12 protein-coding genes are annotated in these 14,139 nt (G+C 72.6%); 8 read left to right on the top strand and 4 right to left on the bottom strand.

The features are described 5' to 3' along the window. Positions 1 to 56: 56 nt before the first annotated feature. A complete protein-coding gene (locus tag BUE43_RS10415) occupies positions 57 to 1,085 on the bottom strand; it encodes an AsnC family protein (RefSeq protein WP_073482565.1) in 1,029 nt (342 codons plus the stop codon). Positions 1,086 to 1,617: 532 nt separating this feature from the next. Between BUE43_RS10415 and dnaE the strand changes: the two genes are divergently transcribed. From dnaE to BUE43_RS10400, 3 genes are all read left to right on the top strand, one after another. Beyond that, positions 1,618 to 5,148: a DNA polymerase III subunit alpha gene (dnaE, locus tag BUE43_RS10410; RefSeq protein ID WP_200797453.1), complete on the top strand. Its 3,531-nt coding sequence runs from the start codon at positions 1,618 to 1,620 to the stop codon at positions 5,146 to 5,148. Positions 5,149 to 5,408: 260 nt separating this feature from the next. Further along, on the top strand, positions 5,409 to 6,611 hold the full coding sequence (locus BUE43_RS10405) for a cytochrome P450 family protein (RefSeq protein WP_073481493.1): 1,203 nt from the start codon (positions 5,409 to 5,411) through the stop codon (positions 6,609 to 6,611). Between the two features lie 221 nt (positions 6,612 to 6,832). Continuing rightward, positions 6,833 to 8,122, top strand: a complete 1,290-nt coding sequence (locus BUE43_RS10400) for an adenosylmethionine--8-amino-7-oxononanoate transaminase (RefSeq protein WP_073481490.1) — start codon at positions 6,833 to 6,835, stop codon at positions 8,120 to 8,122. Between the two features lie 360 nt (positions 8,123 to 8,482). Here BUE43_RS10400 and BUE43_RS10395 read toward each other — a convergent pair whose 3' ends face one another. After that, a complete protein-coding gene (locus BUE43_RS10395; protein ID WP_073481487.1) occupies positions 8,483 to 8,734 on the bottom strand; it encodes a glutaredoxin family protein in 252 nt (83 codons plus the stop codon). Between the two features lie 53 nt (positions 8,735 to 8,787). Between BUE43_RS10395 and bioD the strand changes: the two genes are divergently transcribed. The 5 genes from bioD to BUE43_RS10370 all read left to right on the top strand — a co-directional run bounded on the left by bioD (position 8,788) and on the right by BUE43_RS10370 (position 12,514). Next, entirely contained in the window at positions 8,788 to 9,504 is a 717-nt protein-coding gene (gene bioD / locus BUE43_RS10390; RefSeq protein WP_073481485.1) for a dethiobiotin synthase, read from the top strand. Positions 9,505 to 9,627: 123 nt separating this feature from the next. Beyond that, positions 9,628 to 10,665: a biotin synthase BioB gene (bioB, locus tag BUE43_RS10385; protein WP_073481481.1), complete on the top strand. Its 1,038-nt coding sequence runs from the start codon at positions 9,628 to 9,630 to the stop codon at positions 10,663 to 10,665. 28 nt (positions 10,666 to 10,693) lie between these two features. After that, positions 10,694 to 10,912 carry a biotin synthase auxiliary protein BsaP gene (gene bsaP / locus BUE43_RS10380; protein ID WP_073481478.1) on the top strand — a complete coding sequence of 73 codons (219 nt, stop codon included), beginning with the start codon at positions 10,694 to 10,696 and terminating at the stop codon, positions 10,910 to 10,912. 101 nt (positions 10,913 to 11,013) lie between these two features. Then, positions 11,014 to 11,634, top strand: a complete 621-nt coding sequence (locus tag BUE43_RS10375) for a DUF2567 domain-containing protein (RefSeq protein ID WP_073481475.1) — start codon at positions 11,014 to 11,016, stop codon at positions 11,632 to 11,634. Between the two features lie 370 nt (positions 11,635 to 12,004). Next, positions 12,005 to 12,514 carry a DinB family protein gene (locus BUE43_RS10370; protein ID WP_073481472.1) on the top strand — a complete coding sequence of 170 codons (510 nt, stop codon included), beginning with the start codon at positions 12,005 to 12,007 and terminating at the stop codon, positions 12,512 to 12,514. 70 nt (positions 12,515 to 12,584) lie between these two features. Here BUE43_RS10370 and BUE43_RS10365 read toward each other — a convergent pair whose 3' ends face one another. Together BUE43_RS10365 and BUE43_RS10360 are read right to left on the bottom strand one after the other, a co-directional pair. Then, the gene (locus BUE43_RS10365) at positions 12,585 to 13,265 is read right to left on the bottom strand and encodes an LON peptidase substrate-binding domain-containing protein (protein WP_073481470.1); all 681 of its coding nucleotides are present in this window, start codon (positions 13,263 to 13,265) and stop codon (positions 12,585 to 12,587) included. 56 nt (positions 13,266 to 13,321) lie between these two features. Beyond that, positions 13,322 to 14,023 (bottom strand): NUDIX hydrolase, encoded by a 702-nt coding sequence (locus BUE43_RS10360; RefSeq protein WP_073481468.1) that lies wholly within the window; start codon positions 14,021 to 14,023, stop codon positions 13,322 to 13,324. Positions 14,024 to 14,139 lie beyond the last annotated feature (116 nt).

Below are 14,139 nucleotides of genomic sequence, written 5' to 3'. Positions count from 1 at the left end.
GGCAGCGAGGGGGTTCGGGACGCCGGGCTGGCGACGCGGGGCTCGGGACGCGGGGCTCAGGACTCCGCGAGCGACCAGGTGAGCGTGCGCTGCTCGTCGTCCGGCCGGGGGCTCCACCGCACCGCGACCAGCTCGGTGTCCTCCGGGAGGACGTAGACCGTGTGCCCGCCGGCGGTCTCCCCGGGCTGCACGCCGATGCGGTGCGGCGGGCGGCTCGACAGCGACACCGGCGCCTTGGCGACCGGGGCGCCGTCGGCGGCGACGAGCACCAGGTAGAGGTCGGGCAGCGAGGAGAACGCCGTGGTTCCCCGGTTGGTCAGCTCGGTGTGCACGACGACCGCGCGCTCGCCCTCCTGGAGGCGGTAGCCGGCCGCGGTGAACAGGAAGTCCGCCGGGTCGACGACCTCGACGAGCTGGATTGACAGCCGCTCGCCCTCCAGGCCCTCGGTCTCCAGCGTGGAACCCACCCGGCCGGTGCGCGGGGGCGGTCCCGCCGGGTGCGCGTGCCGGCCGGGCGCCGGCTGCTGGGGCGGCTGGTCGCCGCGGGCCCAGGAGGCGCTCTGCGGTGGGCCCCAGGTGCTCATCGGGTCGGGTGTGGGGGCGCCGGTCGCCGGCATGGCCTGGGGGTGCGCCACCGGCGGGGCGGGCGGCTGGTGCGCCGCGGGGAACGGGTGGCTCGGAGGTCCGGGGACACCGGGGTACGGGCCGGTGGGCGTCGCCGCGTGCGGGTGCGCCATCGGCTGCGGGTACTGGTGGGGGACCGGATAGGGGCCGCTCTGCTGCGGCGCGGGGTACTGCCCGGTGTGGACCGGGTACGCGCCGGTCTGCACGCCGTACTGCCCGGTGGGGTAGCTCTGCTGCGGGTGGCCCCAGACGCCGGCCGCGGCCAGCGCGGCGCGGATGCCGTGGGGGTCGCACTCGACGCCGACGACCAGCGGCAGGCCGGTGGCGGCGAGGGCGGCCAGCCGCGCGGCCACCTCCCGGACGTCCATCCCGGCCCGCGCGGCGATGTCGTGCACGGCGATCCGGCCCGCCTCGGCGACCAGGGCGAGCAGGCGGGTGTCCACGGGATCCGGCGCGACCACGGAGCGCACGCTACCCGGTTGCGCCGCCCGCCGTGGCAACGCCCGGCCAAGACATGACCATGGTGATGACCCGCGTGTCGGGTTCACCCCGTCGGCCCGCTCGTCGGTGCTCGCCGCCACTCCCGTCATCGGGAAGGCAGCCGGATCCGAACGCCCCGTGCGTTCAGTGCCGAGCGAGAACAACGGCGGGCCGCTCGGCGGCTCCGGGCCGGCAACCAGGATCGGAAGCGGTCCGCGGGCGTGGAGTTCGCCACTTCCGGGTGGCGTTGAGGTCCACCGGGACCACGACCCGCGGTTCTGACAGGGGCCGGGAGTAGGCAGGGCGCATGCCACGAGATGGGAGGGACGACGTCCGGGAGCGGAACGCGGGCCGGCCGCCGTTGGCCCGATCCGGTCCGGCGTTAGGCTGACCGGGCCCAGCCGACGGCGCCGGCCGGGGATCGCGGTGACGCGCCGCCCGCCCCGTTGAGCCCTTCGCGCCGCCAACGACGGCACCGGACGTCGCACCCGACTCGTGAGGAGGCCCTTGCCCGTGGCCGGCGACTCGTTCGTCCATCTGCACGTCCACACCGAGTACTCGATGCTCGACGGCGCCGCGAAGCTCAAGGACATGTTCGCCGAGTGCGAGCGGCTCGGCATGCCAGCGGCCGCGATCACCGACCACGGCAACATGTACGGGGCCTACGACTTCTTCCGCCAGGCCACCGCGGCCGGGATCAAGCCCGTGATCGGCATCGAGGCCTACATCGCCCCCGAGTCCCGGTTCAACAAGGAGCGGGTGCGCTGGGGCGACCCCGGCCAGCGGAGCGACGACGTCTCCGGTAGCGGCGCGTACACGCACCAGACCATCTGGGCCAGGACCAACGAGGGCCTGCACAACCTGATGAAGGTCTCCAGCATGGCCTCCATCGAGGGGCAACTGGGCAAGTGGCCGCGGATGGACCGGGAGCTGATCGCCGAGCACTCGGCCGGTCTGATGGCGACCACGGGCTGCCCGTCCGGCGACGTGCAGACCCGGCTGCGGCTGGGGCAGGAGCGGGAGGCGCTGGAGACCGCGGCGGCCTGGCGGGACGTCTACGGCAGGGACAACTTCTTCGTCGAGCTGATGGACCACGGCATCGAGATCGAGCGCCGGGTCCGGGACGGGCTGCTGGACCTGGCCCGCAAGCTGGACCTGCGGTTCGTGGTCACCAACGACTCGCACTACACCTACGCCGACGACCGGGACGCGCACGACGCGTTGCTGTGCGTGCAGACCGGCAAGACCCTGCAGGACCCGAACCGGTTCAAGTTCGACGGCGAGGGCTACTACCTCAAGTCGCCGGAGGAGATGCGGGCCATCGACTCCTCGGACGCGTGGCAGGAGGGCTGCCGCAACACCCTGCTCATCGCCGAGAAGGTCGACACGACCGGCATGTTCGAGTTCCGCAACCTCATGCCGAGGTACCCGATCCCGGACGGCATGACCGAGGCGGACTACTTCCGGGAGCAGGTCTGGGAGGGCATGCGGCGCCGCTTCCCCGGCGGCATCGACGAGGTGCACCGCAAGCAGGTCGAGTTCGAGATCGGCGTGATCCTGCAGATGGGGTTCCCGTCGTACTTCCTCGTCGTCGCGGACTTCATCAACTGGGCCAAGGCCAACGGCATCCGGGTGGGCCCCGGCCGCGGCTCGGCGGCGGGCGCGCTGATCGCGTACGCGATGGGCATCACCGACCTGGACCCGCTGGCGCACGGCCTGATCTTCGAGCGGTTCCTCAACCCCGACCGGGTCAGCCCGCCCGACATCGACATCGACTTCGACGAGCGTCGGCGCGGTGACGTGATCCGGTACGTCACGGAGAAGTGGGGCTCGGACAAGGTCGCCCAGGTCATCACCTTCGGCACCATCAAGGCGAAGGCGGCGATCAAGGACTCGGCCCGCGTGCTGTACGGCCAGCCCGGCTACGCCGTGGCCGACCGGATCTCCAAGGCGATGCCGCCCGCGGTGATGGGCAAGGACATCCCGCTGTCCGGGATCTTCGACCCGCAGCACAAGCGGTACGCCGAGGCCGCCGAGGTCCGCGCGCTGTACGAGTCGGACCCGCAGGTCAAGGAGATCATCGACACCGGCCGCGGCCTGGAGGGGCTGATCAGGAACGCCGGCGTGCACGCCTGCGCGGTGATCATGTCCTCGGAGGCGCTGACCGACCACATCCCGGTCTGGATGCGGCCGCAGGACGGCGCCATCATCACGCAGTTCGACTACCCGACCTGCGAGACGCTCGGCCTGCTGAAGATGGACTTCCTCGGCCTGAGCAACCTGACCACGATCGACGACGCGCTGCGCAACATCGAGCTCAACGGCAAGGGCACGATCGACATCGCCGGCGTTGGGCTGGACGACAAGAAGACCTACGAGCTGCTCAGCCGGGGCGACACCCTGGGCGTGTTCCAGCTCGACGGTGGCGCGCTGCGCGACCTGCTGCGGCTGATGCGGCCGGACAACTTCGAGGACGTGTCGGCCGTCATCGCGCTCTACCGGCCGGGTCCGATGGGCGCGAACTCGCACACGAACTACGCGCTGCGCAAGAACGGGCAGCAGGAGATCACGCCGATCCACCCCGAGCTGGCGGAGCCGCTGGCGGAGATCCTGGACACGACCTACGGCCTGATCGTGTACCAGGAGCAGGTCATGGCGATCGCCCGGAAGGTGGCCGGCTACACGCTGGCCCAGGCGGACCTGCTCCGCCGGGCGATGGGCAAGAAGAAGAAGGAGATCCTCGACAAGGAGTTCACCGGCTTCGAGGCGGGGATGCTGGCCAGCGGCTACTCGCCGGAGGCGATCAAGACCCTGTGGGACATCCTCGTCCCGTTCGCGGACTACGCGTTCAACAAGGCGCACTCCGCCGCGTACGGCCTGATCGCGTACTGGACCGCGTACCTGAAGGCCAACTACCCGGCCGAGTACATGGCCGCGCTGCTGACGACCAACTCCGACAACAAGGACAAGTCGGCGGTCTACCTCGCGGAGTGCCGGCGGATGGGCATCACGGTGCTCCCGCCGGACGTGAACGAGTCCGAGCGCGAGTTCGCGCCAGTCGGCGAGGACATCCGGTTCGGCCTGGGCGCGATCCGCAACGTCGGCGCGAACGTGGTGGACGCGATCATCAAGGCGCGCAAGGAGAAGGGGAAGTTCGTCGACTTCTCCGACTTCCTGCGCAAGGTCGACGCCCAGGTCTGCAACAAGAAGGTCGTCGAGTCGCTGATCAAGGCGGGCGCCTTCGACTCGCTGGGGCACCCCCGCAAGGGCCTGCACCTGGTACACGCCGAGGCGATCGACGTGGTGATGGACACCAAGCGGGCGGAGGCGGTCGGCCAGTTCGACCTCTTCGGCGGGGACGACGCCCCGGACGTGGGCGGCGTGTTCGACGTCAAGGTGCCCGACGAGTACTGGGACGCCAAACACCAGCTCACGCTGGAGCGGGAGATGCTGGGCCTGTACGTGTCGGGCCACCCGCTCAACGGCGTCGAGCACATCCTGACCTCGCAGTCCGACACGCCGATCGCGAACATCCTGGAGGGCAGCGTTCCGGACGGCGCCCAGGTGACCGTGGGCGGCATCCTCGCGACCGTGACCCGGCGGGTGAACAAGAACGGCGAGCCGTGGGCGGCCTGCCAGCTGGAGGACCTCGCCGGTGGCATCGAGGTGCTGTTCTTCCCGAAGAGCTACACGGTGCACGCGATCAACGTGGTGGAGGACGCGATCGTCCTGGTCAAGGCCAGGGTCACCAAGCGGGACGACCGGGTCTCGCTGATCGCCAACGACCTGGTGGTGCCCGACCTGAGCAACGCGGGCTCGCAGGCGCTGCGGATCAAGATGTACGCGGCGAAGTGCACCGAGCCGCTGATCGTGAAGCTCAAGGACGTGCTGCGGACGCACCCCGGCACGACGGAGGTGCACCTGAACCTGGTCAACGGGCAGCGGACCACCATGCTGCGGTTGGACTCGGCGTTGCGGGTCAACCCGTCGCCGTCGCTCATGGGTGATCTCAAGGCGTTGCTCGGGCCGGGCTGCCTGGCCTGACGGTCGTCGTCGCGCCCCGGGAACCGAGACCTCGGTTCCCGGGGCGTCGTGCTGTCCCGCCCCGGTGAACGCGGGAGTGGGCCGTCCGCCCCGCACTGGCCGTGCGGGTGTTCCGGTGTTGCTGCGGGTGGCTCACCGCCGCTCACCCACACGGCCGTTCTTGCTCCGCCACCCGTCGTCATCTGCCGTGCCGCGGGCACCAGGAGATCACTTCCCACGTTTTTGTGAGTGAACTGTGTTCACAGTGATCCGGAGGAGCCATGCACGGCATCGTGCTCGACGGGGTCTTCGCCCAGGACCCGTACCCGCTCTACGCCCGCCTGCGCCGGGAGGCGCCGGTCACCCAGGCCACGACCGCCACCGGCACGCCGGTGTGGCTGGTCACCCGCTACGAGGACGCCCGAACCGCGCTGGCCGACCCGCGGCTGGCCAAGGACGCGCACCGGCTGCGCGCGATGCTGGAGGCCAGGGGAAACCCCCGCACTCTCGACGAGTCGTTGATGGCGCACATGCTCAACAGCGACCCGCCGGACCACACGCGCCTGCGTCGCCTCGTGGGCAAGGCGTTCACCGCCCGCCGGGTGGAGGCGCTGCGCCCGAGCATCGAGCGGATCAGCGCGTCGCTGCTGGACCGGATCGACCCGACCTCGGAGGTCGACCTGATCTCCGCCTACGCGTTCCCGCTGCCCATCACGGTGATCTGCGCGCTCCTGGGCATCCCGGACGCCGACCACGACTCGTTCCGGAGCTGGTCGAACACCATCGTGACCAACAGCGAGACCGAGGAGTTCCAGATCGCGTCGGCCGGTCTGGTCAACTACCTGACCGAGCAGATCGAGCGGAAGCGGCGGGAGCCGGGCGACGACATGTTCAGCGCCCTGGTCACCGCCAGGGACGACGGCGACCAGCTCTCGGAGGAAGAGCTGCTGGCGATGGTCTTCCTGCTGCTGGTCGCCGGGCACGAGACGACGGTCAACCTCGTCGCCAACGGCGTGTGGTCGTTGCTGCGGCACCCGGACCAGATGGCCCGCCTGCGCGGTGACCTCGGCCTGCTGCCGAACGCGGTCGAGGAGTTCCTGCGGTTCGAGTCGCCGGTCAACGTCGCCACCTTCCGGTTCACCAGCGAGCCGGTGCGGATCGGCGACGTGGAGATCCCGGAGGGTGAGATCGTGATGGTCTCGCTCGGCTCGGGCAACCGCGACGGCGACCGGTTCCCCGACCCGGACCAGCTCGACATCGACAGGGGGCTCGGCGGGCACCTGGCGTTCGGGCACGGCATCCACTACTGCCTGGGCGCGCCGTTGGCCCGGCTGGAGGCGGAGATCGCGTTCCGGGACCTGCTCACCCGGTTCGACCGGATCGAGCTGGTCGACGAGGAGCTGGAGTGGCGGAACAGCCAGCTCATGCGGGGGCTCGTCCAGCTCCCGCTCCGGCTGACGCCCGCCGTGGTCGACGTGGCGTAGCGAGCCGGACGACGGTGTGCCCTGGCGGTGGACGCCGCTCGGGGCACCCGTCGTCGGGCTGGCGGCGACCGCGTGGCCGTCGTTCCTCACGGCTTGCGGGGCGGCTCACCTCCCGGTGGGCCGCGTTGCCAGCCGTTCCGCGTGAGCGGGCCGCGGCCGGGGCGTGATCCCCGCCGCCGCGCCGACCCCGACGCGGCGGAGCGGCCGTAGTCTGCTGGCTCATGCGACCCGAGGAACTGCTCGCGCTGGACCGCGCGCACGTCTGGCACCCGTACGGGCCGATGCCGGGCACGGACGCGCCGCTCGTCGTGGAGTCGGCCGCCGGGGTGCGGCTCCGGCTGGCCGACGGCGTCGAGCTGGTGGACGGCATGTCCTCGTGGTGGTCGGCGATCCACGGCTACCGCCACCCGGTGCTCGACGAGGCGGCCCGCCGGCAGCTCGACCGGATGAGTCACGTGATGCTCGGCGGGCTGACCCACGAGCCGGCGGTCCGGCTGGCCGCGCGCCTGGTCGAGATCACCCCGGAGCCGCTCCAGCACGTGTTCCTGAGCGACTCCGGCTCGGTGTCGGTCGAGGTCGCCATCAAGATGTGCCTGCAGTACTGGCGCTCGGTGGGCCGACCGGACAAGCGCCGGCTGTTGACGTGGCGCGGCGGCTACCACGGCGACACGTTCCACCCGATGAGCGTGTGCGACCCCGACGGGGGGATGCACAGCCTGTGGCGGGGGGTGCTGCCCGAGCAGGTCTTCGTCAACGACCCGCCCCCGGGCGCGAGCTGCGCCGGCGAGGGCGCCGACCCCGGGTACCTCGCGCACCTGGCGGAGGCGGTCGAGCGGCACGCCGGTGAGCTGGCCGCGATCATCGTCGAGCCCAGGGTGCAGGGCGCGGGCGGGATGCGGTTCCACTGCGGATGCTACCTGCGGGCGTTGCGGGAGCTCGCCGACGCGCACGACGTCCTGCTCGTCTTCGACGAGATCGCGACCGGCTTCGGGCGCACCGGCGACCTGTTCGCCGCCGTGGGCGCGGGGGTCGTGCCGGACGTGATGTGCCTGGGCAAGGCGTTGACCGGCGGTTACCTGAGCATGGCCGCGACGCTGTGCACGACCCGGGTGGCCGAGGGGATCTCCAGGGGGAGCGTGCCGGTGCTCGCGCACGGGCCGACGTTCATGGGCAACCCGCTGGCCTCGGCCATCGCCAACGCCTCCCTCGACCTGCTGCTCGGGCAGGACTGGGCCGGCGAGGTGCGGCGGATCGAGGCGGGCCTGCGGAGCGGGCTCGCGCCGGCGGCGGACCTGCCGGGGGTGGCGGACGTGCGGGTGCTGGGCGCGATCGGCGTGGTCCAGCTCGACCACCCGGTAGACATGGCGGTCGCGACCAAGGCGGCGGTGGCGCACGGGGTGTGGCTGCGCCCGTTCCGCGACCTGATCTACACGATGCCGCCCTACGTCACCGAGGACCACGACGTCGCCCGGATCGCGGCGGCGGTGGTCGCGGCGGCCGAGGTGGCCTGAGCCGACCGGCGGCGGGGCGCGTGGCGCCTCCTCGCGGGCGGGCCGCTGTCCGACGGCGCGCCGGAGCGCGGGATCTTCCCGACTTCGGCGCGCCGTGCGGCCGCTGAGGCTGGGCTCTTCTGTGTCAAACGGTTTTTCCGAAAAAGGCCGGAGTTATCCACATCACCCGGGAGAACCGCCTCGCGGGTGATGTGCCGACCGGGGTTGTCCACAGGTCGGCGAGTGACCGGAGCGGCGCCCGGCGGTTCCCGGATAGGCTGGAGCAGGGCTCGCCCCCCAGGGCGGGTGGGGGCTGTCCTCAGGGTGGTTTTTCCTTGTGGGGCGCGGAAGAACCGGGGCCGTGCGGGTGCGGGAGCGCGGTCAGGCGTTGGTCGGCAGGAGTGCCGCGGCCAGCTCGGCGTCGGTCGGCTCGACCAGGATGCCGCCGTCCGGGAGCACCACGACCGGGATGTTCTGCCGGCCGGACAACTCCACCGCGCGGCGCTGGGCGGCCTCGTCGTGCTCGACGTCGATCTCCGTGAACGGCACCGCGTTGCGGACCAGCCACGCCTTCGCGCGCCGGCAGTCACCGCACCACTCCGCGCCGTACATCACGACCTGGTTGTTGCTCATAGCACCGACGCTACCCGTTGGGGTCGCGGACGGACGTCGTAGCCTGGCTGGCCGTGGATCTCCTTGTGATCACCGGCACCGGGACCGAGATCGGCAAGACCGTCACCACCGCCGCCGTGGCGGCGCTGGCCGTCGCCGCCGGCCGCGCCGTCGCCGTGCTCAAGCCCGCCCAGACCGGCGTGCGTCCGGACGAGCCCGGTGACGTCGACCAGGTCGCGGCGCTGGCCGGCCCGGTCACCCGCCGCGAGCTGGCCCGCTACCCCGACCCGCTGGCCCCGGAGACCGCCGCGCGCCGGGCGGGGCTGCCCCCGGTGCGGCCCGCCGTCGCCGCCGCCGCGGCCACCGAGCTCGCCGACCGGCACGACCTCGTGCTGGTGGAGGGCGCCGGCGGGCTGCTGGTGCGGTTCGACGAGCGCGGCGGCACCCTCGCCGACGTCGCCTGGGCGCTGGGCGCCCCGGTGCTGATGGTGGCCACGGCGGGGCTGGGCACGCTCAACGCCACCACCCTCACCGCGGAGGCGCTGCGCCGCCGCAAGATCGCCTGCGCCGGCGTCGTCATCGGAAGCTGGCCGGAGGAGCCGGACCTCGCCTCCCGGTGCAACCTCGCCGACCTGCCCGCCTCGGCCGGCGTGCCGCTGCTCGGCGTGCTGCCGGCCGGCATGGGGAAGCTGCCCCCGCCCGACTTCCTCGCCGCCGCGCGGCGCTGGCTGGCCCCCGAACTGGGCGGGGAGTTCGACGCCGCGGACTTCGCCGCGCGCTTCTCGGCATGAGGCCCGGTTGTGGATCGCCCACAACATCGGACGGGTTTGCTGGGAGAGTGATCCACGCCGCTTCGCGGGAGGCGGGGAGTGCGGCAGACTACGGCGCCGACCGCACGACGACAGGGGAGAACCGTGACCGCAGCCGCCGAGCGAACCGCAGTCGAGCCGGGCGCCCCGGACATCCTCACCGTGGCCCGCGAGCAGGTCCTGGAGCGCGGGGAGGGGCTGACCGAGCCGCAGGTGCTGGAGGTGCTGCGGCTGCCGGATGACCGGCTGGAGGAGCTGCTGCAGCTCGCCCACGAGGTGCGGATGCGCTGGTGCGGTCCCGAGGTCGAGGTCGAGGGCATCGTGTCGGTCAAGACCGGCGGCTGCCCCGAGGACTGCCACTTCTGCTCGCAGTCGGGCCGGTTCCCCAGCCCGGTGCGGTCGGCGTGGCTGGACATCCCCGGACTGGTGGAGGCGGCGCGGCAGACCGCGGCGACCGGCGCCACCGAGTTCTGCATCGTCGCGGCGGTGCGCGGCCCGGACCGCCGGCTGCTGTCGCAGGTCAAGGCGGGAATCGAGGCCATCCGCGCGGCCGGGATCGACATCCAGATCGCCTGCTCGCTGGGCATGCTGACCCAGGAGCAGGTCGACGAGCTGGTCGCGATGGGCGTGCACCGCTACAACCACAACCTGGAGACCGCCCGCTCCCACTTCCCCGCCGTGGTCACCACGCACAGCTGGGAGGAGCGCTGGGAGACGCTGCGGATGGTGCGCGAGGCCGGGATGGAGGTCTGCTGCGGCGGCATCATCGGCATGGGTGAGACCGTGGAGCAGCGCGCGGAGTTCGCCGTCCAGCTTGCCGAGCTGGACCCGCACGAGGTGCCGATGAACTTCCTCATCCCGCAGCCGGGCACCCCCTACGAGGACTTCGAGGTGGTCGAGGGCGCCGAGGCGCTGCGCACCGTGGCCGCCTTCCGGCTGGCGATGCCGCGCACCATGCTGCGCTTCGCCGGCGGCCGGGAGCTGACCCTGGGCGACCTGGGCGCGGAGAAGGGCATGCTCGGCGGGATCAACGCGATCATCGTCGGCAACTACCTGACCAACCTGGGCCGGCCGGCGCAGCAGGACCTGGACATGCTGCGCGACCTGCGGATGCCGATCAAGGCGCTGAGCGAGACGCTGTGAGGACTGGGCGAGACGCTGTGAGGACGAGGTGAGCGACAGTTTCTGCGCCTGGTGCGGGGGCGCCGCCGCCGAGGGGGACCACGCGGCCTGTCAGCGGCGGCGCGTGCTGGAGCCGCCCCGGTACTGCCCGCACTGCGCGCGGCGCATGGTCGTGCAGGTGACCCCGGCCGGGTGGACCGCCCGGTGCAGCGCGCACGGCGCGTCCTCCTCCGACTCCGACCGCGCCGCGTCGGCCCCGACCGCCTGAACGTGTCGCCCGGCCACCCGGCCACGACCGGCGGGCACGGGCGACACTAGGGTCCGGGATGCCCGGCGGGGGTCGGGCGGTGGGTCGACGGGAGGTCTCGGGTGCCGGAGCAGCCGGTGGAGTCGCCGGAGAGCCGCGTGGAGCCGCAGCGGGTTCCGCCGGCCGGGCCGGGAGCGGACGTGCCGCCGTCGGCCGAGTGGCACCACGCGCGGCCGCGGGTCGTGGTGCGACGCGACCTGCTGCCCGCGGTGAGCGTGCTGTCCACGGTGGCGCTGGTCGGTCTGCCGGTCGGCTGGCTGTGGTCGCGGCTCGCCCCGCCGCAGCAGGTCCGGGTCCTCCAGGGCAACCGGCTGGCGCCGCTGCCGTTGGAGAGCTACCACCGCTTCGACGACCTCGGGGTCTTCCTGCTGCTCACCCTGGCCGCGGGGCTGCTCACCGGGGTCGCGGTGTGGCTGCTGCGGCAACGGCGGGGGCCGGTCGTCATGCTCGCCGCCGCGCTGGGGTCGGTGGTGGCGGCCTGGCTCGCCCTGCGGACGGGCCCGACGTTCGCCGAGGCGCTCTACGAGCTGGGCGACCTGGGGCGGCCCGGCGCCCTGCTGCGGGACCCGCCGCGGCTGGAGTCGGGGTGGGTGGTGCTGGCCCAGCCGCTGGCCACCCTGCTCGCCTACGGGGTGTGCGCCGCGTGGAACGGTCACGACGACCTGGGTCGTCGCCTGGGCTGACGGCGTTTCCGGCGCGGGTGGCGGCGGGGGAACGTCGTGATCAGCGCTGCGGGGACGAGCGGCGGCCGGCGGTCGCCGCGTACACCTCTGTAACTCGGGGGACCCCCCATTTCCAACGTCTCACGGGGGTCTGACAATCGGGCTGGCAGTGCTGTCGCTCTTCCGTGTGGCGATGGCGAAATGGCCCGGGATGGGTGACCGCTGTTCCCCGGTGGACAACACGCCAGCTCTCCGGGCTCGACTGTTCTGTCCACTGTGGACCGTTGGTGGTTCGGGGCGACCACGTGGGCGGGAGGAAAACCCGGTGGTGCTTCGCCGGCTTCCTGCCCAGGATCACGGGTTGTCGTTCCTCCTGCGAAGGGACCGCCCCATGGTCACCACCGAACGTCCCAGTCCGCCGCTGGTCGGCGGTGAGCGCGAGATGCTCCGCGCCTACCTCGACTTCCACCGCGCCACGCTCGCCATGAAGTGCGACGGCCTCTCCGACGACGACCTGCGCCGGCAGTCCATGCCGCCCTCGACGTTGTCCCTGCTGGGCCTGGTGCGGCACATGGCCGAGGTCGAGCGGGCCTGGTTCCGGCGCGTGATCGACGGGGAGGACGTCCCGCTCGTCTGGTCCGACGAGGGTGACTTCCAGGTGGCCTACGACGCCAGCACCGCAACCCGGGAGGAGGCGTTCGCGGCCTGGCAGGCGGAGGTCGAGCACGCCCGCCGCATCGAGCGGAGCGCCGAGTCGCTCGACGTCACCGGCCGGCACTACCGGACGGGGGAGCCGGTGTCGCTGCGCCTGGTGATGTTGCACCTGATCCACGAGTACGCCCGGCACAACGGGCACGCCGACTTCCTGCGCGAGGGCGTCGACGGCACGGTCGGCGCCTGAGTCCCCGCCGCCCCGCGACAGCGCCGCCACGACAGCGCCGCCACGACAGCGGCGGTGCTCAGTTGCGGGCTCAGTTGCGGGAGGGGAGCTCGGCGAAGTCGGAGACCGGGGCCGGGACGGCGCGCAGCATGCCGAGCAGGCCGGACTCCCGGGCCAGCACGCGGCGGATCAGGCGCAGGCGCAGCACCGGGCAGGTCTGCTCCAGGAGGCGCTGCCGGTCCTCGGTGCTGAGCAGGCAGTCCGCGGCGAGGAGGTGGGCCAGGTCGCCGGGTTCGGTCTCCGGCGGCGGCTCCCGCCAGTCCTCGCGCGACCACGCGATCGCGCAGTAGCGGCGGTGCGCGGCCCTGGCCGCCTCGGCGAGCGCGGGGGCCGCGTTGTCGATCTCCGGCTCCGGCGTGCTGTCCGGCAGCCACTCCACCGTGCCCACCAGGTACGGCGCGGCGTCGGCGTCCACGTCGAGCAGCCGGAACCGGCGTTCTCCGAGCGCGACGACGTCGAAGCGGCCGTCCGGCAGCCGGCGGGCCTCGCGCAGCGTCGCCGAGCAGCCGACCCCGTGCAGCGACTCGATGTTGTCGGCGCCGACCTCCCACCCCTGCCTGATCGCGACGACGCCGAACCGGCGGTCGGGCACGACCTCGGTCATCAGGTCGACGGTGAGCTGCCGGTAGCGCGGCTCGAAGACGTGCAGCGGCAGGGACGCTCCGGGCAAGAGCACGGTGCCCAACGGGAACAGCGGTAGCGTCTCGGCCACCCGTTCACGTTACGACGCCGCCCGGACGAATGCCGGTCGGATGACCATTTCGCTGCTCAACGTGTGCTCCGGGGCGGTTTGAGCACCGCGAACGGGTCGGTCACGGACAGTCCCCGTCCGGTGAACCGGAAGAGGGCGGCGGGTCGGCCGCCCGAGGGGCCGGGGGGCGCGGTGCGCCCGGTGGGCTCCAGCAGACCCCGGCGCGACAGCACGCGTTGCAGGTTGGTCGCGGACACCCGGTAGCCCAGCGCGGCCGAGTACAGCTCCCGCAGGGCCGAGACGGTGAACTCCGGGGGCGTGAGGGCGAAGCCCAGGTTCGTGTAGGAGAGCTTGGCGCGCAGGCGGTCGCGGGCGCGCAGCACGATCGCGCCGTGGTCGAAGGCGGTCTCCGGCAGCGCGGCGACCGGGTGCCACGCGGTGTCCTCGGGCGTCTCCGGGTCGACGTCGCAGGGGACCAGGCCGAGGAAGGCGGTGGCGACCACGCGCGGCCCCGGCACCCGGTCGGGCGCGCTGAACACGGCGAGCTGCTCGACGTGGGAGAGCCGGCGGACGTCGACCTTCTCCGCGAGGTGCCACCGGATGGACGCCTCCACGTCCTCGTCCGGGCAGAGCCCGCCGCCGGGCAGCGCCCACCGCCCCACGTGCGGTTCCCGGGCCCGTTGCCACAGCATGACCTGGAGTGATCCGTCTCTCACCTGGAGCACCGCGGCCAACACCTCATGTGCCACACCACCCGAATGGCTGATACCATCACCCATGTTTTCGATCCTAAGTCGAAAACCGGGCCGACGGCCAACCGGCCGTCGGGACAGGGCTCGGCCAGCCGGGTCGCCCCCGCGTGGCGGCGAGCCCGGGGCGGGTGTCCCGCGGGAGT

Source organism: Streptoalloteichus hindustanus (assembly GCF_900129375.1).
In the GTDB taxonomy this organism is placed as follows: domain Bacteria; phylum Actinomycetota; class Actinomycetes; order Mycobacteriales; family Pseudonocardiaceae; genus Streptoalloteichus; species Streptoalloteichus hindustanus.
The sequence above is the reverse complement of the archived record's forward strand: the minus strand, read 5'-3'. Positions and strand labels throughout refer to the sequence as shown.